20 protein-coding genes and 1 tRNA gene are annotated in these 24,108 nt (G+C 58.1%); 12 read left to right on the forward strand and 9 right to left on the reverse strand.

Annotated elements, in window-relative coordinates:
- Positions 1-37 precede the first annotated feature (37 nt).
- Positions 38-1,558 (forward strand): Ig domain-containing protein, encoded by a 1,521-nt coding sequence (locus ACGHUK_RS08360; RefSeq protein WP_390574011.1) that lies wholly within the window; start codon positions 38-40, stop codon positions 1,556-1,558.
- Positions 1,559-1,820: 262 nt separating this feature from the next.
- Here ACGHUK_RS08360 and ACGHUK_RS08365 read toward each other — a convergent pair whose 3' ends face one another.
- Entirely contained in the window at positions 1,821-3,254 is a 1,434-nt protein-coding gene (locus ACGHUK_RS08365) for a radical SAM protein (RefSeq protein WP_390574014.1), read from the reverse strand.
- A gap of 160 nt (positions 3,255-3,414) precedes the next feature.
- Complete coding sequence (locus ACGHUK_RS08370) at positions 3,415-3,996, reverse strand: TetR-like C-terminal domain-containing protein (RefSeq protein ID WP_097777606.1); 582 nt, start codon at positions 3,994-3,996, stop codon at positions 3,415-3,417.
- Positions 3,997-4,332: 336 nt separating this feature from the next.
- Between ACGHUK_RS08370 and proC the strand changes: the two genes are divergently transcribed.
- The 4 genes from proC (at position 4,333) to ACGHUK_RS08390 (ending at position 8,068) form a co-directional block, all read left to right on the forward strand.
- Positions 4,333-5,139 carry a pyrroline-5-carboxylate reductase gene (gene proC, locus ACGHUK_RS08375; RefSeq protein WP_005945823.1) on the forward strand — a complete coding sequence of 269 codons (807 nt, stop codon included), beginning with the start codon at positions 4,333-4,335 and terminating at the stop codon, positions 5,137-5,139.
- A gap of 7 nt (positions 5,140-5,146) precedes the next feature.
- Positions 5,147-5,923 (forward strand): glutamate 5-kinase, encoded by a 777-nt coding sequence (proB, locus tag ACGHUK_RS08380; RefSeq protein WP_097775355.1) that lies wholly within the window; start codon positions 5,147-5,149, stop codon positions 5,921-5,923.
- Between the two features lie 4 nt (positions 5,924-5,927).
- The gene (locus ACGHUK_RS08385) at positions 5,928-7,190 is read left to right on the forward strand and encodes a glutamate-5-semialdehyde dehydrogenase (protein ID WP_390574015.1); all 1,263 of its coding nucleotides are present in this window, start codon (positions 5,928-5,930) and stop codon (positions 7,188-7,190) included.
- A gap of 437 nt (positions 7,191-7,627) precedes the next feature.
- Positions 7,628-8,068, forward strand: coding sequence for a methylglyoxal synthase (locus ACGHUK_RS08390; RefSeq protein ID WP_005945815.1), 441 nt, complete (start codon positions 7,628-7,630; stop codon positions 8,066-8,068).
- A gap of 78 nt (positions 8,069-8,146) precedes the next feature.
- On the opposite strand, the gene ACGHUK_RS08395 is transcribed toward ACGHUK_RS08390, so the two are convergent.
- From ACGHUK_RS08395 to murD, 4 genes are all read right to left on the reverse strand, one after another.
- Positions 8,147-9,325: a pyridoxal phosphate-dependent aminotransferase gene (locus ACGHUK_RS08395; RefSeq protein WP_097781690.1), complete on the reverse strand. Its 1,179-nt coding sequence runs from the start codon at positions 9,323-9,325 to the stop codon at positions 8,147-8,149.
- A gap of 14 nt (positions 9,326-9,339) precedes the next feature.
- A complete protein-coding gene (locus ACGHUK_RS08400) occupies positions 9,340-10,602 on the reverse strand; it encodes an aminotransferase class I/II-fold pyridoxal phosphate-dependent enzyme (RefSeq protein WP_390575796.1) in 1,263 nt (420 codons plus the stop codon).
- Positions 10,603-10,796: 194 nt separating this feature from the next.
- Positions 10,797-11,570, reverse strand: a complete 774-nt coding sequence (locus ACGHUK_RS08405) for a GNAT family N-acetyltransferase (protein WP_371292781.1) — start codon at positions 11,568-11,570, stop codon at positions 10,797-10,799.
- The gene (murD, locus tag ACGHUK_RS08410; protein ID WP_005945808.1) at positions 11,567-12,970 is read right to left on the reverse strand and encodes a UDP-N-acetylmuramoyl-L-alanine--D-glutamate ligase; all 1,404 of its coding nucleotides are present in this window, start codon (positions 12,968-12,970) and stop codon (positions 11,567-11,569) included. The genes ACGHUK_RS08405 and murD overlap by 4 nt, the downstream gene beginning before the upstream one ends.
- A 255-nt stretch (positions 12,971-13,225) precedes the next feature.
- Between murD and ACGHUK_RS08415 the strand changes: the two genes are divergently transcribed.
- The 5 genes from ACGHUK_RS08415 (at position 13,226) to ACGHUK_RS08435 (ending at position 17,292) form a co-directional block, all read left to right on the forward strand.
- Complete coding sequence (locus ACGHUK_RS08415; protein WP_390574016.1) at positions 13,226-14,797, forward strand: peptide ABC transporter substrate-binding protein; 1,572 nt, start codon at positions 13,226-13,228, stop codon at positions 14,795-14,797.
- Between the two features lie 55 nt (positions 14,798-14,852).
- Positions 14,853-14,928 (forward strand) — tRNA-Gly (locus ACGHUK_RS08420).
- 81 nt (positions 14,929-15,009) lie between these two features.
- Complete coding sequence (locus tag ACGHUK_RS08425) at positions 15,010-15,387, forward strand: hypothetical protein (protein ID WP_097775348.1); 378 nt, start codon at positions 15,010-15,012, stop codon at positions 15,385-15,387.
- Between the two features lie 3 nt (positions 15,388-15,390).
- Positions 15,391-16,305, forward strand: coding sequence for a DnaD domain-containing protein (locus ACGHUK_RS08430; protein WP_390574018.1), 915 nt, complete (start codon positions 15,391-15,393; stop codon positions 16,303-16,305).
- Between the two features lie 9 nt (positions 16,306-16,314).
- Positions 16,315-17,292, forward strand: coding sequence for an ATP-binding protein (locus tag ACGHUK_RS08435; protein ID WP_097781685.1), 978 nt, complete (start codon positions 16,315-16,317; stop codon positions 17,290-17,292).
- Positions 17,293-17,330: 38 nt separating this feature from the next.
- On the opposite strand, the gene ACGHUK_RS08440 is transcribed toward ACGHUK_RS08435, so the two are convergent.
- From ACGHUK_RS08440 to ACGHUK_RS08450, 3 genes are all read right to left on the reverse strand, one after another.
- Positions 17,331-18,119: an MBL fold metallo-hydrolase gene (locus ACGHUK_RS08440; protein ID WP_118526059.1), complete on the reverse strand. Its 789-nt coding sequence runs from the start codon at positions 18,117-18,119 to the stop codon at positions 17,331-17,333.
- Positions 18,120-18,185: 66 nt separating this feature from the next.
- The gene (locus ACGHUK_RS08445) at positions 18,186-19,469 is read right to left on the reverse strand and encodes a UDP-N-acetylglucosamine 1-carboxyvinyltransferase (protein ID WP_196218898.1); all 1,284 of its coding nucleotides are present in this window, start codon (positions 19,467-19,469) and stop codon (positions 18,186-18,188) included.
- A 269-nt stretch (positions 19,470-19,738) separates the two neighbouring features.
- Positions 19,739-21,757: a fructose-1,6-bisphosphatase gene (locus ACGHUK_RS08450; RefSeq protein ID WP_390574020.1), complete on the reverse strand. Its 2,019-nt coding sequence runs from the start codon at positions 21,755-21,757 to the stop codon at positions 19,739-19,741.
- A gap of 155 nt (positions 21,758-21,912) precedes the next feature.
- Between ACGHUK_RS08450 and ACGHUK_RS08455 the strand changes: the two genes are divergently transcribed.
- Positions 21,913-22,833: a radical SAM protein gene (locus tag ACGHUK_RS08455; RefSeq protein WP_390574021.1), complete on the forward strand. Its 921-nt coding sequence runs from the start codon at positions 21,913-21,915 to the stop codon at positions 22,831-22,833.
- Between the two features lie 144 nt (positions 22,834-22,977).
- On the forward strand, positions 22,978-24,066 hold the full coding sequence (locus tag ACGHUK_RS08460) for a sugar kinase (protein ID WP_005945787.1): 1,089 nt from the start codon (positions 22,978-22,980) through the stop codon (positions 24,064-24,066).
- Positions 24,067-24,108 lie beyond the last annotated feature (42 nt).

Raw genomic sequence — 24,108 nt, forward strand, 5'->3', positions numbered from 1 at the left:
CAGCCGCCGTTATATCACCCAAAGAGGTACACTTACTATGAAATCAACCGCAAAAAAACTGGCCGTCTGTGCGGCAGCGCTCTGCCTGCTGGCCTGCGGCACAGCTGTGTCTGCGGCCGCAGCAAGCCCTGTCTCCGGCCTTGCCCTGAGCGGCGTTGCCATGCCGTGGGATCAGGACGTGCCTGCCGAAAGCATTGAGGCCGGCAGCTATACCGCCAACATGCTGCTGGGTTCCTCTCAGCAGCTGTCTCCTGTGGTGCGTCCGCGCAACTCTACCGACTCGGTTGTCTTTATCTCGGACGATACTTCCATTCTGACTGTGAGCAACTCCGGTGTCGTGCAGGCTGTGGGCGTAGGCACCACCCGCATCACCGCTGCCGCAGGCAACCAGATCTGTGCCTACACCATCGTTGTCTCCATGGATTCTTCCATGATCGTTACCGAGATGGACCTTTCCCTTTCCTCCAACACCATCTATGTTGGCAACTCGGTCTCGGCACAGCTGCAGGTGCGGCCTACTTCGGCTTCCAACTATGCCACCGTCGCCCTGACCTCTTCCAATGAGAAGGTCGCCACGGTGAACAATTTCGGCCGTGTTACCGGCATTGCCCCCGGCACCGCCACCATTACCGCTACCTGCGGTTCGGTGACTGCTACCACCAATGTCACGGTCATGAGTATTCCCAACTCCAGCACCGGCACCGCCAGCACTGGTTCTTCCAACAGCGGTCAGGTCGTCACGGTGAATCCTTCCTACGTTGTGCTCAAGCCCGGTGCCACCCGCACCCTGACCGCCAGTGTCAAGCCTTCTTCCGCTTCCCAGAAGTTCACCTATAAGTCCGCCAACAGCAACATTGCCACGGTCAGCCCCAGCGGCGTGATCACGGCTGTGGGCACCGGCGCTACTTCCATTACCGTTTCCAACGGCACTGCATCCGCCATGGTCACGGTCATCGTCAACCGTTCGGCTGCATCTTCTTCCGATAATTCTTCGGACAGCAGCTCCACCGAATCGGATAACGATGCTCCTATCGAGATCGATCCCGTTGTGCAGGCCATTCAGGACAGTGAGGACAACGAGATCGTTTTCACACAGGCTGAGGTGCCTACCGTGACCGGTGATATCCTCAATGCGCTGCGCACCACCGGCAAGACCCTGTGCGTGGTGGGCGATGGCTACACCATGCAGATTGCAGGCAGCGGTGTCAAGAGCACCACCAGTGAGCTGGACACCATGCTCACCCTGACTGAGTCCGATCAGGGCATCGAGTTTGAGCTGGACAAAGGCAAGGCTCTTCCCTGCTCGGTGCGCATCGATCTGGATGTGAGCACCTATACCCGCCTGTATCTGTACAACGCCGTCTCCAACAAGTGGCAGTACCTGAACAGCTACACCGACGGCATCATCACTGCCGATACTGCAGGCCGTTATCTGCTGACCAACCAGAACCTGAAATTTGCCAATATCAACTGGACCTTCTTCATTGCCGGTGGTGTTGTAGTGGTTCTGATCGGCATTGCATATGTTGTGCTGAAAAAGCGCTACTGGTTCTGGTAATTTTCAAAACCACTCTTTCATGAAACAGTAAGACCCTCTCTGAGTGTGATATGCTCCCCCTAGAGTAGACAGAGTAAAACAAAAACTCTGCGTACTCTGGGGGTATTTTTATATCAAGAAAGAACAATCACTTTTGCACAAAAAATTCGCCGTTTCCTTGTGGAAACGGCGAACAAAAACTTATATTATTTCTCTGTCTACCTGACGGAGCGCACTTCAATGGAACGCCTGGGCTTTGTTTGCATTATGATGTCTGCCTTCGTTACTTTTCAATGGGCTGCGAGGGCTTCCAGTCCTTGTAGTTCTCGTAGCGGCTCTCGCGGATCTTGGTGTGGGACCAGATCTCGTCCGCCGTGGGCTGCCAGTTGGCCGCATAGTTCTTGCACTTCTCGCACAGGTGCTCCACGCTCTCCGGCGACTGCAGGTCGGTGCTGTGGGCACCGGTCTCGTGCACCATCTTCTGCAGCAGTTCGGGGTTTTCCAGCATCGGGCAGGGACGCAGATGGTTCTTGTTGAAGGGCTGGCCGTTGTGATAAGCCATGAACAGCGGGCTGTGCAGAATTTCCAGAATGCTCTGGTCGTGGATGTTTGCATTGGAGTAGTGGATGAACACGCACGGCTCTGCGTCACCGGCAGAGTTGATGTGGAAGTAGTTGCGTCCGCCGGCAATGCAGCCGCCCACGAACTCGCCATCGTTCTGGAAATCCATCGGGTAGAACGGGATATCGCACTCTTCCGAGCGCAGATAGCGGATGCGGTCGATCATATATTTGCGCTGCTCCGGGGTGGGCATCAGTTCCGGTGCTGCCTCGTTGCCAACGGGCATGTAGTGGAAGTAGAAGCCGAAGTGTGCACCCTTCTCGCACAGGAAACGCATGAACTCATCGTTGGTAACAGCTTCGATGTTATCGCGGGTGTAGCAGATGGACGTGCCGAACACGATGCCGTGCTCCTTGAGCAGATCCATAGCATGCATGACAGCGGCATAGTGCCCCTCACCGCGGCGGGCATCGTTGGTCTCCGGGGAGCCCTCGATGGACAGCATGAAGGCAATGTTGCCCAGACGCACCACCTCTTTGCAGAACGGCTCATCGATGAGGGTGGAGTTGGTGTAGATGGCAAACTGCACATCATTGTGCTTCTCGGCCAGCTTCAGGATATCAGCCTTACGCACCAGCGGCTCGCCGCCGGTCAGCATGTACAGGTACACGCCCAGCTCCTTGCCCTCGGTAACGATTTTGTCCATATCCTCAAAGCTGAGGTTATTCTTGTGACCGTATTCGCCGGCCCAGCAGCCCACGCAGTGCATATTGCAGGCGGAAGTGGGGTCGAACAGGATCAGCCAGGGGATGTTGCACTGATACTTCACGCGGTTCTCGCGGATGGTCTTGGTGCCGCGGAAGAAAGCCTCGTAGCCCAGATTCAGCGCCATGGTGCGGGCCACGTTGGGGTCGGTCTGATCCAGCACACAGTTGATGAGCTTGGACCACTTGCTGTCGGGGTCGGTCAGGGTCTGTCTGGCGTGTTCGTAGGCTTCATCGCTGAACGAACTGCCATAGAACTGCTTTGCAACATCCACCAGCTGTCCCACGGTTTTCTGACGGTCTTTATCGGCATGAGAAAGCACCACGTCCACCATTTTACCAACGGCAGCACGCTGCATTTTATGAGTCAGGCTCTCAATAGAAGTATTCATTATCCTTTTCCTCCAAACGGTATTTTTCGGAAATCTCTTTTTCTATTTCTATGCCATTACTCTACCATTCTATCCCACAAGTTTCCATAAACAGAAAAAGCGCCGTGATAGAAAACCCATCACGGTGCGGATTATGATAAAATTTTGTCGTTCTTCCGGTTCAACCGTCCTGTTCCAGATGGATCTTATTGCTGGCAAGGCGGCATAACGCGCGGCGCAGATCGCCCTGCAGCATCCGTCCCATACGTTCTACCATCACAGCGGGCTCGGTCTTCATATCCCGGCGGATCCATTCCAGCACCACGCCCACCAGCGCATATTTGTAAAAATCCACCACAAACTGCTTGTCATCGTCCTGCACGGTGATGTCGCGGCATTCGCGATCCGCAAATTCCTTCAGCATGGAGTCCAGAAGTTTGTACAGATACTGCTCCACCTGTTCACGACCCACAGAGCGGTATACGTTCAGTACCAGTGCTTTGTTATCCCGGATCTGGTGCAGGATGTCCAGAAATGCTTCGGTCCATGTATCAAAGCTCTGGCGGCCTTCCATCGTCTTGGCCGCATCTTCCATCAGGATCCAGTCCACCAGATCGTAAATATCCTTGAAGTGGTAGTAAAAGGTCATGCGGTTCACGCCGCAGTCCTCGGTGATATCGTTGATCGTGATCTTATTGAGGGGCTTTTCCAGCAGCAGCTTTTTCAGCGATGCTTCCAGTGCCCGCTTCGTTGTTTGTGACACAAAAACCTTCCTTTCCCAACCGTAGAAATTTTTCCCGCTGCGTACGGCGATTGGCAGCTTCGTACATTATAATACCGCAAAAGTCGTTCCGATTGCAAGCATTGATTCTGTCCATTTTGTAAACAAAGAATGCCTTCCTGCGTTTTCACTCCGGCAGTTTCTCGCTTCAAGAGCCGTTTCTCATCCCCCAAACCCCTTCCGGCGGTGTGAAATGCCTGCAAAAGCGGCTTCTTCCGGCAAAAAAGCGGAAAAGGCCCTTGATTTTATATTCCTCTGCGCTTAGAATGGGAGCAGACGGCTGTGATTGAAGTGCCGTTTTGAGGGAGGGTACAAACTATGATGGATACCATTGGTTTTCTGGGCTGCGGCAACATGGGTGGAGCTATCGCCCGTGCCGTTTGCAAAGCTGTTGACCCTAAGAAAGTTTTTCTGGCAAACCGCACTGCGGCCAAGGCACAGGCACTGGCCAAAGAACTGGGCTGCAAAACAGCCACCAATGCTGAGGTGGCCGGTGACTGCGACCTGATCTTTCTGGCGGTAAAGCCCCAGATGATGGAAGCTCTGCTCCAGCCGCTCAAGTTCACCTTTGACGAGCGCCCCAGCCGTTTTGTGCTGTGCAGCATGGCAGCGGGCCTTTCGATCGCCCGTATTCAGGAGATGGCCGGTGAGGACTTTCCTGTGATCCGCATCATGCCCAACACCCCGGCTTCGGTGGGCGAGGGTATGATCCAGTACTGTTCCAGCAATGTCACCGCTGAGGAAGAAGAAGCCTTCCTCAGGATCATGGCTCCTGCGGGCCGTCTGGATGCCGTGCCGGAAAGTCTGATCGATGCCGCCAGCTGCGTTTCCGGCTGCGGCCCGGCATGGGTGTACCAGTTTATTGAGGCTCTGGCCGACGGCGGCGTGGCCTGCGGCCTGCCCCGCGCCAAAGCGCAGGAATATGCCGCGCAGATGGTTCTGGGCAGCGCAAAGCTGGTGCTGGAAAGCGGAAAGCATCCCGGCGAACTCAAGGATGCTGTGTGCAGCCCCGGCGGCAGCACCATTCAGGGCGTGCGCGTGCTGGAAGAGCACGGCCTGCGCGGTGCGGTGATGGATGCCGTGATCGCCTCGTACAATAAGACAAAGGAAATGGGAAAGGGTTAAGGATATCATGCGCATCGTTGTAAAAGTAGGCACTTCTACTCTGGCATACGCCACCGGACGGCTGAACATCCGCCACACGGAACAGCTGGTCAAGGTGCTCAGCGACCTGAAAAACGAGGGCCATGAGGTCATTCTGGTGTCCTCCGGTGCCATTGGCATGGGCGTGGGCAAGCTCTCACTGCCAACCCGCCCAAAGGACACCACCACCAAGCAGGCCTGCGCCGCTGTGGGCCAGTGTGAGCTGATGTACACCTACGACCGGCTGTTCAACGCCTACAATCACACCGTGGCGCAGATCCTGCTCACCGGCGTGGACGTGGAGCACACCGAACGCCGCGTGAACTTTCAGAACACCCTGTCCCGCCTGCTGGAGCTGGGTGCCCTGCCCATCATCAACGAAAACGACACCGTTGCCACCGATGAGATCACCTCCATTGGCGACAACGACACGCTGGCGGCCATCGTGGCCTGCTGCGCCAAGGCTGACATGTTGGTGCTGCTGAGTGACATCGACGGCCTGTACACCGCCAATCCCCACACCCACACGGATGCAAAGCTCATCCCGCTGGTGGAGGAGATCACCCCCGAGGTGATGGCTCTGGCCGATGGTGCCGGTTCGGCCCTTGGCACCGGCGGCATGGCCACCAAACTGCGCGCTGCCCGCATGGTAACGGGCAGCGGTGCCGATATGGTCATTGCCAACGGCGCACACCCGGAGCTTTTGTACGACATTGCCGCAGGCAGATCCGCAGGCACCCGCTTTGCGGCCCGCAAGGAGGACTGAACACATGACCACACAGGAAATTCTGGAAGCCGCCCGCAGCGCCAAAAGTGCCCTTGCGCTGGCCGATAACACCGCCCGCAACGCGGCCCTGCTGGGCATGGCGGACGCTTTATGCGATGCGCAGAACCAGTCTGCCATCCTTGCCGCCAACGCCGAGGACATGGCTGCTGCCAAAGGGCACATCAGCGATGTGATGCTGGATCGTCTGGCCCTGACCGTTCCGCGCATCGAAGCCATGGCGCAGGGCATCCGCGAGGTTGCCGCCCTGCCCGACCCGGTGGGCCGGGTGCTGAATCGGGTAGAGCGCCCCAACGGGCTTGTCATTGAAAAGACGGCTGTACCCATGGGTGTGATCGCCATTATCTACGAGAGCCGTCCCAACGTGACCAGCGATGCCGCTGCCCTTGCCATCAAAAGCGGCAACGCCTGCATCCTGCGCTGCGGCAAGGAGGCATGGCGCAGTGCTCATGCCATCGTCACAGCCCTGCGGCAGGGCCTGAAAAAGGCCGGTCTGCCCGAGACAGCGGTCTGCCTGATCGAGGACACCACCCACGCTTCTGCCAACGCTCTGATGACCGCTGTAGGCTATGTGGATCTGCTGATCCCGCGCGGCGGTGCCGGGCTGATCCGTGCCTGCGTTCAGAACGCCAAGGTGCCCTGTATCCAGACCGGCACCGGCATCTGCCATATCTATGTAGACGACACTGCCGACCTTTCCAAAGCTCTGGACATCATCGAGAACGCCAAGGCCAGCCGCCCCAGCGTGTGCAACGCCGAGGAAGTGTGCCTTGTGCACTCTTCCATTGCCGGGCAGTTCCTGCCCCGTCTGGCCCAGCGGCTTGGCCCGGACCGTATTGCAAAGGGTCTGCACCCGGTGGATCTGCGGCTGGATAAGCGCGCAGCCGCCATTATCTCCGGCACCCCTGCCGGAGATAAGGACTTTGACACCGAATTTCTGGACTACATCCTCGCGGTCAAGGTCGTGGACAGCGTGGAGGAGGCCATCGAGCATATTGCTGAGCACTCCACCGGCCACAGCGAGGCCATCCTGACCCAGACACAGGCCCATGCCGATCTGTTCACTGCCGCAGTGGACAGCGCCGCCGTGTATGTGAACTGTTCCACCCGCTTTACGGATGGCGGTGAATTCGGCCTTGGATGTGAAATGGGCATTTCCACCCAGAAACTCCACGCCCGCGGCCCCATGGGACTGGCCGAGCTGTGCAGCTACAAGTATATCATCCACGGCAATGGTCAGATCCGCTAAAGCCCGCTGAACCCACCTTTCCAGTGCGGAAATCGGGAGTGAGCGTTTTCTCCATAATATTCATAATTTAGAAACGAAACTGAAAAGTTTTTTCCGAAACAGGCTGGTGCGATTTGCGCCAGCCTGTATTTTTGTTTTATTCCCATGAAATGTTCTTTCAGTAAAGACAAAAGCTGAATTATGTTTTCAATCTGCCTTTCCTGTTCGCTCACTGATATGGATGATTGTATCCCAGTTTTCTGCACTTCTCACAAAGATATAGTCTTACTTTCTCCATTTTGTTTTGTAAAAAGTACAAGAGCCCCCTTGACAGCCCCTATTTCGATGCGGTAAAATTATATTGGAAAACTTGATAACGATTTCACTTCATTTCACTTTCCAATGAGAAAGTTGTTCGTCACACACAACACTATACTTGGAACAAAGGAGAGAGCAATATGACGATCGCCATTCTTGCACACGATTCCCGCAAAGAGCTTGCACTGCAGTTCTGCACTGCTTACAGCGCCATTTTGTCCAAAAACACAGTCATTGCTACCGGCACCACCGGACGGATGCTGGCGCAGACTACCGGCCTGCCCGTGCACTGTTATCTCTCCGGGCGCTTGGGCGGTGTGCAGCAGATCACTTCCCGCATTGCGTGCGACGAAGTGGATCTGGTGTTGTTCTTCCGTGACCCGCTGAAAGCGGATGCCGCCAGCATCACCGAGCAGAATCTGCTCCGCCTGTGCGATATGCACAGCGTACCCATTGCCACCAACATTGCCACCGCCGAGGTCTTGCTGCGCGGTATGGATCAGGGCGACCTGGACTACCGCGAGGGGATGCATCCCGCTCTTGTGGAGCCCATGCCCACCGTGCAGCGCCACGCCGTGTGATGAATCGTGTATAGAGTATCGGGAAAGAGACAGCGCCGCAGGAAACTTCCTGCGGCGCTGTTGTTTTTTGTTTTGCTTTTATTTCAGTAAAGCCTGCAGCTTTTCCAGCCGGCGGACGGCTTCGTCCAGCACATCGGTGCCGCGGGCAAAGTGCATCCGGATCAGATGGTTCACCGGCTCCCGGAAGAAGCTGGAGCCAGGCACAGCGGCCACGCCCACTTCCCGGATCATCCACTCACAGAACTGCAGGTCGGTCCAGCCCTTGAACTGGGGCAGCGCCAGAAAATCGGAAATATCGATCATCACAAAATAGGTGCCCTGCGGAACATTGTGCTTCAGCCCCACACGGTCCAGTCCGGCCAGAAAATGATCGCGTTTTTCGGTGTAAAGGGCCTGCAGCTCTTCGTAATAGCTGGCGGGCATCTCCAAACCGGCCACAGCGGCCTCCTGCAGGGGTGCAGCCGCACCCACAGTGAGGAAGTCGTGCACCTTGCGCGCGCCCTCAATGACCTCTGCGGGTCCGATCAGATAGCCCAGACGCCAGCCCGTGATGGAGTAAGTCTTGGAGAGCGAGTTGCAGGTGATGGTGTGCTCAAACATGCCGGGCAGGCTTGCCATGCAGATATGCTCTGCCGGCGCATAAATGATATGCTCGTACACCTCATCCGTCACCACAAAGGCATCGTATTGGATGGCCAGCTTTGCAATGGCTTCCAGCTCGTCGCGGCGGAACACCTTGCCGCAGGGATTGGAGGGGTTGCACAGGATCAGCGCCTTGGCACCCTCGGCAAAGCCCTTTTCGATCAGGCTGATGTCAAACTCATAGGTGGGCGGCACCAGCGGGATATAGATGGGTTCCGCGCCCGAAAGAATGGCATCGGCACCGTAGTTCTCGTAGAACGGTGAGAAGATCATCACCTTGTCGCCGGGGTTGCAGATGGTCATCATGGCGGCCATCATGGCCTCAGTGCCGCCGCAGGTCACGCAGATCTCGGTGTTGGGGTCTACTTCGTGGTGCAGGGCAGGGCTGGTCTTTTTTGCCAGCGCCTCGCGGAAGTTTTGCGCGCCAAAGGTCACAGCGTACTGGTGCGGGCCTTTGTAAGCCGTTTCGGCCAGAGCGTCCAGCAACTGCTTCGGCGGGTCAAAATCCGGGAAGCCCTGCGAAAGGTTGATGGAGTCGTACTGATTGTTGATGCGGGTCATGCGGCGGATAACAGAATCCGTGAAGGTACCCACACGGTCACTTAAAACAGGCATGCGCTCTCCCCTTTTCAGCCCTTAAAATAAGCCTTCTGGATGGCCAGCAGCACGCCTGCACGGCTGGCAGCAAAGTTCAGACCGCCCTGCAGGTAGCAGGTGTACGGCTCACGCAGCGGGCCGTCGCAGGAAAGCTCGATGGTGCTGCCCTGTGTAAAGCTGCCGCTTGCCATGACCACCTCGTCGGTATAGCCCGGCTCCGGAGAAGGTTCCGGGGCGGCATAGCTGTCCACGGGACTTGCAGCCTGAATACCCTGACAGAAGCCGATGAGCGCATCCGCAGTGCCTGCATCAAAGCAGGTGACGATATCGTTGTGGTCGTCGCAGTAGCGCGGCACTGGATTCTTGCCCAGCAGCTCCAGCATACACTGGGCGTAAATGGCGGTCTTGATGGCCTCGCACACCACGCCGGGCGCGTAGTAGAAGCCCAGATACATATCACGGGGCGTTTCCAGCGTGCAGCCCAGATCCTTGCCGAGACCGGGCGCATTCAGGCGGTAAGCGCACAGCTCCACAAGGTCTTTGCGGCCCGCAATGTAGCCGCCGGTGGGAGCGATGCCGCCGCCGGGGTTCTTGATCAGGCTGCCCACCACAAGGTCTGCGCCCATCTGACAGGGTTCCTGCGTCTGGGTGAACTCGCCGTAGCAGTTATCCACAAAAATAATGATGTCCGGGTTTGCGGCGCGGGCGGTATCCGCAATTTTTCGGATCGTTTCCAGATCAAAGGCATTGCGCTGCAGATAGCCGCGGCTGCGCTGGATGTGGCACACCTTTGCACCGGGGGCCTTTTGGGCGATCAGGTCATAATCCGGGGTGAAGTCGGCTTTCAGCGGAGCTTCATCGTACCGGATGCCGTAATCCATCAGGGTGCCGGTGCCCTTGCCCTTGCCGTCCAGACCGATCACGCCTTCCAGCGTATCGTAGGGACGGCCGGTGGCAGCCAGCAGGGTGTCCCCTGCCCGCAGCAGGCCGAACAGCGCCACAGCCAGCGTGTGGGTGCCGCTCTGGAACTGGCTGCGCACGAGGGCGTCCTCTGCGCCCATCACCTCGGCAAAGATCTGCTCCAGCTTTGCGCGGCCGGTATCCCACAGGCCGTAGCCGGTGGTGCCCAGCATATCGGTGGAGGACATCTGGGTATCCGCAAAGGCTTTCAGCATTTTGAGCTGGTTAAAATCGCGGATCTCCTCCATATGGCGGAAGTAGGGCTGGCACAGCTCCATAGCCTTTTCGTCCAGCGCCAGAACTTCGGGTTTGTAATTGAAAAAGTGGTTCAGCATTGACATTATAATGGTTCCTTAATTTTATAGATTTTATAGAGCGCAGGCTTTCTGTCGGAATGACTCCTTCAGCCGCACTTCGTGCGCCAGCTCCCTCAGGGAGGGAGCTCCTGACGAAACCAGAACGTTTCACTTATGCAGAAAGCTTTTCCGTCCTGCCAAAGGCTCCCTCATTGAGGGAGCTGGCAAAACCGTCAGGTTTTGACTGAAGGAGTTTGTTCATATCTTGCATATTCCCCCAGCTTTTCAAAGCCAAGCCGGGTATAAAAGTGCACCCGCTCCGGGCTGCAGAGAAACACCGGGTGCTCCCCCTTGGCGGCAAGCTCGTTCGCCATCTGCACAATGAGCCGCCCGCCGATGCCCTTGCCCCGCAAAGGCTGGGCTGTCTGCCCGCAGGCCATGTAGGCCTGCCTGTTCGCAAGGGCATAGGCCCCTACCGTGCAGATCGTTTCACTTCCCTGCCGCAGCGCCCACACAAGAGCTTTGCCGCGGGTGCGCTTTGTGCAAAGCTCGGAGTAAAAGTCCTCCTGCTTTGCCGTATCCGCCGGGTAGAGCGCCCGTGCCACATCCATGGCAGAGGGTTCTCTGTCAAGGGTCAGTCCGGCCCAGAGCGTCTCGTCTGCAGCGGGCAGCGGCAGAGCCTTGCCGGGTGCAAGGCCGAATACAGTCAGCGTTTCAGCTTTGCACCACCCGGCAGGCGGTGGGCATTCGTTTTCGTCTAAAATGATGCTCTCACACCCGCAGAAAGCCAGAAAGCTGGCCAGCTCTTCCGGGTTTGCGTGCCCTGCTGCCCATGCGGTACTGCCGCTGAGTTCCAGCGCCAGTGTAGGTCCTGCGTAGAATCGCCACGGCTGGCTTTTGCTAAAAAGGGCAAGATCCAGCGGCAGGGTCGCCCCCAGCACCCATTTCCCCCGGCAGGCATTTAAAAAGCGGGCGCGGTGGGCTTTTGTGCTGACCTGCGCGATCACTTCAGCTCGTTGACGATCTTCTTGAACTCGCGGCCGCGCACCTCAAAGTTGGGGTACAGGTCAAACGATGCGCTGGCCGGGGACAGGATGATGATGTCACCGGGCTTTGCGCAGGCACGGGCCAGCTCCACAGCGTGCTGCATGTTGTCGGCGTGCTGGATGGGCAGCTCTGCTTCGTTGAAGTTCGGGTCCTCGCGCACAGCCTTTTCGATGCGGGGGCCGGTGGCACCCATCAGCACAAGGTTCTTCACGTGGGCCACCACTTCCGGTGCCAGCGGCTCATAGGGAATGTGCTTGTCGTAGCCGCCAGCGATCAGAATGACCTTCTGGTTAAAGCTGCGCAGACCGGCAATGGTGCGCGTCGGGCTGGTGCCGATGGAGTCGTTGTAGTACAGCACGCCGTCCAGCGTGCGCACCGGCTCAATGCGGTGCTCCACACCGGTAAAGGTGCTGCCCACCTTCTGGATGGCTTCCACGGGCACCTCGCCCCACACGGCAGCGGCAGCAGCCAGCAGGTTTTCAATGTTGTGCAGGCCGCGCAGCTTCACGTCCTTCTGGGCCAGGAAGGGAGTCACAACGCCATCCTCGGCCATGCAGAGCATGTTGTCCTCCTTGCGCAGGAAGGCACCGTTGTCGGTATCGTGCAGGCGGGTGAACCACACCTGCTTGCCCTTGCAGTCGGACTGCATGGAACGGCTGATCTCATTCTCATAGCCCAGCACAGCGCGGCAGGGCTGCTTCTGGTACAGCAGGATGTTGCGCTTGGCATCAATGTACTCCTGCATGTCCTTGTGGTGGTCCAGATGGTTGGGGGTGACATTGGTCACCACGGCAATGTTGGGGCTGGAATGCATGCTGATGAGCTGGAAGCTGGAAAGCTCCACCACAGCCACATCCTCGGGAGCCACCTCGGGCAGCATGGGCAGCAGAGCTGCGCCGATGTTGCCGCCCAGATGCACCTTACGGCCTGCGGCCTCGTAGAACTTGGAGATCAGGGTAGTGGTGGTGGTCTTGCCGTCGGAGCCGGTCACGGCTACGATCTCGCAGGGGCAGAAGTCGAAGAACAACTCCACCTCACTGGTGACCATGGTGCCTGCGGCCATGGCATCCTGCAGGGGCTTTTCAAAGTAGCCCACAAAGCCCGGGGTGCGCATGATGATATCCTGACCCTTGAAGCCATCCAGATAGTTTTCGCCCAGGCTCAGGTCAATGCCCAGCTCCTTGATGGTTGCAGCGTAATCGCCAAAGTCCTCCACGCTCTTTTTCTGGTCGCACAGGGTCACATGGGCACCCAGCTCCACAAACTCCTTGATCAGGGTCTTGTGGCTGACACCGGCACCAATGAAGGCCACTTTTTTGCCTTTGATGAGTTCAATCAGTTTCTGCTGATCCTTCTGCATAAAAACAGTTCCTCCTCCATAATATCGTATTCAGAACGCACCTCAAAACGGGTGCAGAGATGTTTCGCTGTACCATTATAGTCCATTTAGCCGCAATTGGCAACGGAAAAACGCCCTTTTTGCCCTAAAAAGTAAGGTAAATTCACAATTCTGCAATTGTATTTTGCCGCTGTTTCTGCTACACTTGTCGAAGTAGAGTGCTTTTTGTATACAAGAAGCCTTTTTTCGCAAATACCATAGAATGAGGTCATCCCCTTGAAACAGTTCTTCCGTATTACCGCAGCAGTGCTTGCTGCTGCGTTCCTGCTTGCGCTCACCGGCTGCGGCAGCAGTTCCAGTGCGCCAAGCTTTACATGGTTCGTGGATACCATTCCCGCAAACCTTGACCCGCAGGTGGCTTCTGCTGCCCCGGACGTGATCGCCTGCGAGAACCTTTACAGCGGGCTTGTCCGCAAAAAAGCGGATGGCGAGATCGTGCCCGATCTGTCCGAGAGCTGGACGATCTCCTCCGATGGCAAGACCTACACCTTCCAGATCAAGGACGGCCTGACCTACAAGGCCGTCAAGGGCGCTTCCACGGATCACACCATCACTGCCGAGGACTTTGTGTTTGCATTCCGGCGCATATTCCAGCCGCAGACAAATTCCCCTTATGCCGTGGAGTTTGCCGCCCTTGAGAACAGTGCTGCCGTGCTGGCTGGCACAGCCGATGCCAGCACGCTGGGCGTTTCGGCCGCCGGCCCGCTGACGCTGGTGTTCCGCCTGAGTGAAAAGGACGACAACTTCCTTGCCAAGCTCACCCTACCCGGTGCCATGCCCTGCGATGAAGCATTTTTTGAGAGCACCCGCGGCACCTACGGTCTGACCGCCAAGACCACCCTTTCCAGCGGCAGCTTCTATCTTTACAACTGGACGGCCAGCGGCCTGTTCCTGCGCCGGGATGTCTCTTCCCCCATGATCGGCAGCCTGCGTCTGGTGCAGAACACCGGCAGCACCGGCAAGAGCGCCGCCCAGCTCATTGCAGACGAAAAATGCTCCGCCGCGCTGGACGACACCGGCGAGGATACCTCGCTGCAGTCGGTGGATTACTCCGACACCACCTGGGCACTGCTGTTCAACAGCGCCGAAGATTCTGTGTTTGCCGATCAGGAACTGCGGCAGGCGCTTGCCGGCATCGCCCGGGAGAATGTGGATGTGCCCTCTTCCGGTCTGTACGCCGCTGCCGAGGGTCTTGTGCCCACCGGCCTTTCCGTGGACGGCATCGATTACCGCAAGTCTGCCAGGAACCCGCTGCCCACCATCACCGACCCCCGTACATTGTACCTGAATGCACGGCAGGGCATGGCCAGCTCGGATTTTTCCGGCGTGACCATCCTGCTGCCGAAGGAAGCCGGCCTGACCGAACTGGCCGAGCAGATCAACGGCGCATGGCAGAAGGACTGCTCCCTTTTCTTCTCAGTGGAAGAGGTTCCGCAGGAGGAGTTCGACAAACGCCTTGCAGCGGGCAGCTACACCATTGCGCTGGCTCCCATCCGCGCCGAAGGCGGCAGCGTATACCAGATGCTGCAGCAGTTCACGGCCGAGGGCGGCGGCCTGACCGGCTGGTCCGACCCCATCTATTCTCAGCGTCTGGCCGAGAGTGCCCAGCAGACCGGCAACGCCCGCTGTGCCCTGCTGGCCGATTGTGAGCGCCAGCTGCTGGAAGGCTGCGCCGTGGTGCCGCTGCTGGGCCAGAACAGGCGTCTGCTGGTGGCGGACGGCATCACCGGCCTTGTGTTCGACCCCTTCACGCCGGTGCTGGACCTGACCGATGCCCAGAAAAACTGACATTCTCCGGCCCTTGACAATCCCGTCCCTCTTTGCTACAATAAATGAGCAACTTGCAGGGTTAGCTCATCCGGTAGAGCGGCTGCTTCCCAAGCAGCAGGCGGCGGGTTCGGGTCCCGTACCCTGCTCCAAAAACAAACGGCAAACCGTGGAATATCGGTTTGCCGTTTTTGCTTACAGCCGCTCCCTGCAAAATACGAAAGGACTCTGCCATGATCTTTGTTCCCCTGCTGCATTACTTCAAATGCAAAAATTCCTACAGCGGCAACGAATACGGCCTGCGATACCGGATGATCCCCGGCAAGCGCACCGTGCCGGACCCGGACGGCGGCGAGGGTGCCGCAAAGGAGGAAAGCATCCTCACCGTGGACTACTGGCCGGATCCCTGGACCATTGAAAAGACCGACCCTGCCCTGCGGGTGCAGAAGGTGTTTCCGCTCACCGACGAGGGCCGGGAGGCCACAGCCGCTTTTTTGCAGGACGCGTTCAATGCCGATCCTGACCGCTGGAAAAACTGCCCCAGCATGATGGACAGCGACCCGTGGGAGCCGCCTGCTGCCGAAGCCGAGCCGGACAAGCCGAAGGAATAAAACATGATCTATCGTTTAAAAGAACTCAAGGGCGATACCATTGCAGTGCCGCAGCTGGTGTTTTCCAAACTGGGCATCGCCGAAGAATACAATGTGCGCGTGGCTCTGTATGTGCTGGCGACCGGCATCACCGACCCGGACAAGATCTGTGCCGACCTCAAGCTGCGCAGCCGCATCAGCGCCGAGAGCGCCCTCTCCTTCTGGGCAGGCGCTGGCCTGCTGGAGCGGTACGAAGAGAACGCCGCACCGGGCGAGGAACCCAGCGCCCCCGCACCCATGACCTGGGCCGAGATCGCTGCGGCCAGCCGCACCGACCCCATGATCTCCAGCCTGATCGACTGCGCACAGACCGGCTTTGCCCGTCCGCTGACCCACAGGGAGATGGAAAAGCTGGTCAACCTTTATATGCAGGAGGGCTTTGCGCCGGAGACCGTGATGCTGTGCACCGCCTATGTTGCCAGCACCGGCCACAGCACCATGGCCGCCGTAGCGCATGAGCTGAAGGTGTGGCGCACCGAGGGCGTGGAGACCGGTGAGCAGGCCGATGCCCACCTCAAACTGCTGGCACTGCGCCAGAGCCGCGAGCAGTATGTCAGCGGCCTTCTGAACATCCCGGAAAGCGAGCTGACCCTTGGCGGGCGCAAGGCCATTGCACGCTGGTACGAGGTTTACGGCTACGACGATGCCATGGTGCAGGAAGCTGCCGTGCAGGCCGGGGCCAAGCGCGACCTGTGGTACTGGAACAGTATCCTCAAAACATGGAACGCCAAGGGCCTGCGCACCGTGCACGATGTGCGCAGCCCGGTGGCTGCTGCAGGCGCAAGCCGGAACCTCCGGGTAGACCGCGAAGCCCCCAGCGGCAACGATTTCCTCAAGAACGCTGCCCGCCGCCGTCCGTTGAAAAAGAAGCCGGAATAAGGAGGAGCCATGCGTACCAAAAACGAACTGTATCAGGAAGCCATGCGCACCGTGGCCGCCCGGCGGCAGATGGCCAGAGCCAGAGCCGAGGATGCCCGCGCCGAAGCCGAAGCCGCCATTCCCGCCCTGCGCCATGCAGAAGAAGAGGTGCGGGTGCGGGGCATCCGCTGCGCACTGGCCGGTGCTGCGGGCAAGGACCGCACCGAGGCTGCCGCCGCCCTTGCCGATGCAAAGCAGAAGCTGACCGCCCTGCTGGCACAAAGCGGACGGCCCGCTGATGCGCTGGAGCCGCGCTTTGTCTGCCCCAAATGTCAGGACACCGGCAGCGTGAATGGCCGCACCTGTGAGTGCGTGCACAAGGTGATGCAGCAGCTGCGCCGCAAGGAGATCGAGGCGCTGTCCAGCCTGTCCATTGCAAGCTTTGACACCATGGAGCTGCGCTATTACCCGAACCGTGCCGATGAAAAGGTGGGCGGCGCCATCCGCCCTTACATGGCCGATATGCTGGCAGACCTGCGCAGCTACGCGGAAGAGTTTGACCACCACAGCGAGAGCCTGATGCTGTTTGGCAATGCGGGCCTTGGCAAGACCCATGCGGCCCTTGCCATTGCGGGCATCGTGCTGGAAAAGGGCTACGATGTGATCTATGTTTCCAGCCCGGACTTTTTCTCCAAGCTGGAAGGGCTGCACTTTGGTGCAGACCCGGCAGGCGAGGAGGAAACGCTGATGCAGACCGCTGCCGGGGCCGACCTGCTCATTCTGGATGATCTTGGCTCGGAGTTCAACTCCGCCTTCCTCATCAGCAGCCTGTACAGTCTGCTCAACAACCGGCTGGGTGCAAAGCTGCCCACCATCGTCACCACCAACATCACTGACGGTGCTCTGCTGGAAAAGCTGTATACCGAAAAAATTTCCAGCCGCCTTTCTGCCTTTGTCCCCTGCCTTTTTGCAGGCGATGACATCCGCACACAGAAAGCAGCTGAATAAAACAAACGGCAATGCATTTGCATTGCCGTTTGTTTTATTTAAAACTCTAATACCGGACTCATTTCGTTGCGGCGCTGTGCCTGCACGATGCAGTCCTTCTCCGGCACAACGCCCGCCGCGCCCAGCGTGTTGAACACGGTCTGCAGGGCAAGCGCAGGCGTGTTATTCTCCTGCGAAAGATGGCACAGCGCAAACTTTTTGCACCCTTCCTGAATGAGCTCCAGCAGCTTTGCCGAGCACTCGTCGTTGGAAAGGTGGCCCCGGGTGCTTTCAATGCGTGCCCGTAAGTAATAGGGGTATGGCCCGCTGCGCAGCATGTGCAGGTCGTAGTTGCTCTCCAGTGCCACAAGGTCGCAGCCGGAAAGCGCCTCGTGCACCGGCGGCGTGAGCACGCCAAGGTCGGTTGCAATGGTCATGGTCTTGCCGTCCGGGGTGTGGATGCGGTAGCCCACACAGGGCACATCGTGGCTGGTGGGAAAGCTCTGCACGCCAAACGCGCCCACGTCCTCTTCCCTGCCTTCCAGCTCGTGCAGCTCACAGCTGGCCGGTACGATGCCGTTGCTGTCCAGAAAATCCAGCGTTGCCGCTGCACCGTACACCGGCAGCGTGTTCTTTTTGAGGAAGGTGGAAAGCCCCTTCACATGGTCGCTGTGCTCGTGGGTGACAAGGATGCCGTCGCAGTCACTGGCGGCAAGGCCCAGCGCCTTGAGCGCCGCCGAGGTAGTGCGCACGCCCTTGCCCATATCCACAATGAGATACCGCTGCCCGCAGCGCACCACACTGCTGTTGCCGGAGGAACCCGAATATAACGAGATGAATTCTGCCATGAAAAACCTCTGATACACTCAAAAACAGCCCGCCGCATATGCAGCAGGCTGTTTGCTTTTTATAAGTTACAGTGCCTGATCCAGTGCAGCGGGCATACGCTCCACCTTGCTGATGTCTGCACCCAGACCGCGCAGCTTTTCCACGATATTCTCGTAGCCGCGCTCGATGTGGCCGATTTCCTCGATCTCACTGGTGCCGTCTGCCATCAGCGCAGCCACCACCATGGCAGCGCCTGCACGCAGATCCAGTGCGCGCAGCGGTGCAGGGGTGAGCTTATCCACGCCCTCAAACACAGCCACCTGACCGTCCACCTGCACGTTGGCACCCATCTTGCGCAGCTCGTCCACATAGCGGAAGCGGTTATCCCACACGCTCTCGGTCACGGTGCTGGTGCCCTTGGCCACGCTCAGCAGCACGCCCATCAAGGGCTGCATGTCGGTGGGAAAGCCGGGATGCGGCATAGTGTTGATCTTCAGCGGCAGAATATCACCGGTGCGGCGCACACGCACAGCATCGTCAAATTCTTCCACCTCCACGCCTGCACGGCGCAGCTTTTCGGTAATGGGTTCCAGATGCTTGGGGGTAACGTTCTTCACCAGAACATCGCCGCCGGTGGCAGCAGCAGCCACCATGTAGCTGCCAGCCTCGATCTGATCCGGGATGATGCTGTAGGTGCAGCCGTGCATCTTTTCCACGCCGCGCACCTTGATCACATCGGTGCCTGCGCCGCGGATGTTCGCACCGCACATATTCAGGAAGTTTGCCAGATCCACCACATGGGGTTCCTTGGCACAGTTTTCCAGAATGGTCTGGCCCTTGGCCATTACAGCGGAGAGCATACCGTTCATGGTAGCGCCCACGCTGACCTTATCAAAGAAGATGTGTGCACCGTTCATCTCCTTGGCGCGCACGGTGATCATGCCGTAGTCCACGCTGTCCTCTGCGCCCAGAGCACTGAACACCTTCAGGTGCTGGTCAATGGGGCGGGGGCCGAGGTTGCAGCCGCCGGGCATGGCCACCTGAGCCTTGCCAAAACGGGACAGCAGTGCGCCCAGAAAGTAGTAGCTGGCGCGCATCTGGCGGGACAGGTCGTCCGGGACGTTGGTGCCGGTCAGATGGGTGGTGTCGATCTCGTAGGTGTTGCGGTTGATCATTTTGATCTGTGCGCCCAGAACGCTGAGGATCTTCAGGCTCACCGCCACATCACTGATATCCGGCAGATTCTCGATCACACAGACATCCGCTGCCAGAATGGTTGCAGGCAGGACGCCCACCGCCGCATTTTTGGCACCCGAAATGGTAACTTCGCCGTGCAGGGGCTTGCCGCCCGTAATAACAAATTTCTCCAATTTTATGATCTCCTTGTCGGAGGCCCGCAGCCGCAGGCCTGTTAAGGTTCCTGAAAGCATTTTCCATAAAAGCTGCCTGATGTGCATGGGCCATAAGGCCGTACACGTACAGCTATCTTATTATACACAACTTTCACAAAAAAGCAAAGTCCCGTTTGGTGTTGTTTTATTATTTTCTGTTTTGCCCATTTTCGCGCAGGATATTCCAAAATTTTGATTTCTTTTTCAGGTATTTTACAAAAACCAGATACATTGCTGTTGCGCTTTCTTTACCAGATGTGGTCTTCGCACCGAGTCTCAGTGATCCAGCCCAGCTGGTAGGCAGCCACCAGCTGCTTGAGGTCGTGCACACGCTCCCGCAGCACCTCGCCCTCGTCGGTGTCCTCCACGAGAATGCGATGATTTTCGGTTTCCAAAATGTTTTTCTGGGAAATGATATCCAGATTATCCTTCACCGCTTTCTCGGCACTTTCAAAGGGCTGATGGGTGCGCAGGGACATGGTGCGGCTGGAATACACCAGCGTATAGCCCGCAATGCCGGTCTTTTCGTGGTAGGCACGGCAGAAACCGCCGTCGATCACCACCAGCCGTCCGCCGCCCTTGATGGGGCTTTCGCCGTTCTTTTCCCGCACCGGCACGTGGCCGTTGACGATGTGGCTGGCACCGGGCAGGCCAAACTCGGCCAGAATGCGGCGGCAGACGGCCTCATCGTTATACCATGTATAATAGGGGTCCTTCACCTCGGTGTGGGTGGAAGCGTCCTCTACATAGAGCCGCTCAAATGTGGTCATGGCACTGCGGCCAAACAGCGGCGAAAGCTTGCCGCACCACAGATACCACAAAAAATCCTGTCCGCTCTGGCGGGCAGCGCTGCCTTCCGGTGCATAGTAGCCCCGGCGGGCGCGGGCATCACAGTAGTCCATCAGTGCACGGCCGGAGTAGTAGCGGCCCTCAAAGCGCTCCATGGCAAAGGTGCCGCGGCTGGTCATGGGCACAGCGCCATGGTAGAGCAGGTTGCCGTTCTCAATGTGGTACACGCTGCCCTTTGCATAGAGAAATTCAACATGCTGCTGCAGTTTTTCGCTCTGGCGGAAGGACTGCACCAGCTTGCGCAGCACCAGCTGTTCATCCGGGTGCAGTGCGGCCGGGTCGGCGGGGTCCACCGTTGGGAACGAGGTATCCCGCAGCGGATACTCCTTTTCGCCGATCTTTACCGTGTGCTTTTCCCAGTCGATGCGGCGCAGATAATCTCGCTCCTGCATCTGGAAGTCCGGGTTGCGGTCGATGACATGGCACTCCAGCTTGAACATCAGAATGCTGATGGCCTTGTGCATCACGGCACAGCGGTGCAGCATTCCCCTGGTGTAGGGGCCGCGGGCCGCATCGGTATGAGGCATCCAGATGGAAAGATCATCATTGCCGTAGAACTGCTCGGCCATGCGCTGCAGATGGCGCAGGTTGATGCCGTAGCAGTCCTCCAGCATTCCGTGGTTATGATAAGCCAGCGTGGTCTTGAGCACCGTGCAGATGCAGATGGGGCTGCCCGCAGCGGCACCCATCCATACTACATCGTGGTTGCCCCACTGGATATCCACATTGTGGTGGCGCATGAGCAGATCGAGGATGATATCCGGGCGTGGGCCGCGGTCGAACAGGTCGCCCACGATGTGCAGCTTGTCCACTGCCAGATGCTTGATCAGCTCGCACAGCCGCACGATAAAGTGGTCGGCGCGGCCATTTTCAATGATGCTGCCTACGATCTGGCCGTAGTACAGATCCTTGTCGTGATCCTCAAAATGGGCGTGGAGCAGCTCGTCCAGAATGTAGCCGCAGCTGGCAGGCAGGCATCTGCGCACATGGTCGCGGGTATGCTTAGAGGACACCAGGCGGCAGATATCAATGAGACTCAGCAGCGTTTCGGTGTACCACTGATCCAGCGCTTCCTCGCTGGTACAGCGTGCCTTGAGCTGGGGCAGCTTTTCGTTTGGGTAATAGATCAGCGTTGCCAGCTCGGCGCGGGTATGCTTCGGCACGGTATCGCCCAGCACCTGATCTACTTTTTCGCGAATGACACCGGAAGCGGAATTCAGAATATGCACAAAAGCTTCATTCTCGCCGTGCAGGTCGCTCATGAAGTGCTCGGTACCCTTGGGCAGCTTGAGCAGTGCCTGCGTGCTGATGATCTCGCTGGCTGCCGCCGCCTGCGAAGGATAATCCCGCGAGAGCAGGGTCAGGTACTTGAGATTATCGCGGATCTCATCGGTTTCGGTGCGCATGGTCTCCTCCATCACAACGTTCTCTCCGCCGCAGTCCGCCACACGGACCTTGCAAAGATGTTGCTTTCCATATGTATTATTTTTTCCTTATCTTATAGTATAGCACGTCCGGGGCGAAAAGTGGTATACTGGGGCTGACAAACTTTCAGCAAAGGACTTTGGATATTATGCCGAAAAGCGATTTCGTCTCCGTTCCCTCTTCCTGCACCCTCTGCCCGCGCCGGTGCGGGGCCGACCGTGCTGCCGGGCGCACCGGTTTCTGCGGCGCGGGCGACACCTTAAAAGCAGCCCGCGCTGCCCTGCACTACTGGGAGGAGCCATGCATCAGCGGCACAAAGGGCAGCGGCACGGTGTTCTTTTCCGGCTGCACCCTCAAATGCTGCTTCTGCCAGAACTATCCCATCAGCGCCGAGGGCCTTGGCAAGGAGATCAGCGTGGAACATCTGGCAGAGATTTTCCTGAATCTGCAGGAGCAGGGTGCCAACAACATCAATCTGGTCACACCCGGCCAGTGGCGGCCCTGGATCATTGCCGCGCTGGATATTGCCCGGGCTAAGGGCCTGCATCTGCCCATCGTATGCAACACCGGCGGCTACGAAACGGTGGAAAGCGTGGAAGCATGGCGCGGATACATCGACATCTGGCTGGCCGACCTGAAATACGTCTCCTCCGCCCTCTCGGCAGAGCTTTCCTCTGCACCGGACTATTTTGCGCAGGCAAAGCCCGCCATTGAAGCCATGATGGCACAGGCCGGGCACCCGGTGTTCAATGCAGAGGGCATCCTGCAAAAGGGGGTCATTCTGCGGCACCTTGCCCTGCCCGGCCATGTTGACGACAGCTTTGCGGTGCTTGACCAGATGGCCGCGTGGAACGATGCAGACCCCGGATGCTTCATCCCCAGCGTCATGAGCCAGTACACACCGTTTTACAAAGCCGCAGAGCACGGCATCGGACGGCGCATTACCACCTATGAATACCGCCGGGTGGTCAACTATGCCATGGACAAGGGACTGGCGCAGGGCTACATGCAGCAGAAGAGCAGCGCAAAGGAAGAGTATACGCCTTCTTTCGATTTGACAGGGGTATGAATTCGTCAAATCTCCCAAAAAAGGCTGATTATTTTCTCTTGCATCCCCGCGGAAATGCTTGCAATCCCATCCGAGCCGGATTATAATGGATACAACGATGTGTTAACAGAACTCTGATGAGCTGTAAATATCAGGAGGAGCGTTATGGAACATTTCAACCCGATCCTTGGCAACGATACCACCGGCCAGAAATTCATCACCTGCGGCGAGATCATGCTGCGCCTGACCCCGCCGAACTACGAGAAGATCCGTATGGCATCCGGCTTTGAGGCCAGCTACGGCGGCAGCGAGGCCAACATTGCACTGGCACTGGCGAACCTTGGTGTTGACAGCACCTTCTTCAGCGTGGTGCCCAACAACAGTCTGGGCAAGAGCGCCGTGCGCTGGCTGCGTTCCAACGACGTGCACTGCACCCCTATGATCCTGACCGAGCCGAACGAGACTCCTTCCAACCGTCTGGGTACTTATTATCTGGAGACCGGCTACGGCATCCGCCCGTCCAAGGTCATCTATGACCGCAAGCACAGTGCCATTACCGAGTACGATTTCTCGCAGGTGGATCTGGATGCTTTGCTGGACGGCTACGACTGGCTGCACCTGAGCGGCATCACCCCGGCACTGGCACCCAACTGCCGCACCCTCATTCTGGATATGCTCAAGGTCGCCAAAAACAAGGGCCTGACCGTCAGCTTCGACGGCAATTTCCGCTCCACCCTGTGGAGCTGGGAAGAAGCCCGCGATTTCTGCACCGAGTGCCTGCCCTATGTGGATGTGCTGCTTGGCATTGAGCCGTACCACCTGTGGAAGGATGAGAGCGACCACTCCAAGGGCGACTGGAAGGACGGCGTTCCTCTGCAGCCCAGCTATGAGCAGCAGGACGAGATTTTCCAGCACTTCATCGAGCGGTATCCCAACCTCAAGTGCATTGCCCGCCATGTGCGTTATGCGCACAGCGGCAGCGAGAACAGCCTGAAGGCCTTCATGTGGTACGACGGCCACACCTTCGAGAGCAAGCTGTTCACCTTTAATATCCTTGACCGCGTGGGCGGCGGCGATGCCTTTGCCAGCGGCCTGATCTACGCCATGCTGCACAACTACAGAGCCATGGATATGATCAACTTTGCGGTGGCAAGCAGTGCCATCAAGCACACCATCCACGGCGATGCCAACATCACCGATGATGTGAGCACTATCCGCAACCTGATGAACATGAACTACGATATCAAGCGGTAAGTTTTATCGCCGTACAGAGAACGCCCGCCGGGTCTCCCCGGC

The organism is Faecalibacterium sp. i25-0019-C1 (assembly GCF_042854225.1).
GTDB lineage: Bacteria > Bacillota > Clostridia > Oscillospirales > Ruminococcaceae > Faecalibacterium > Faecalibacterium taiwanense.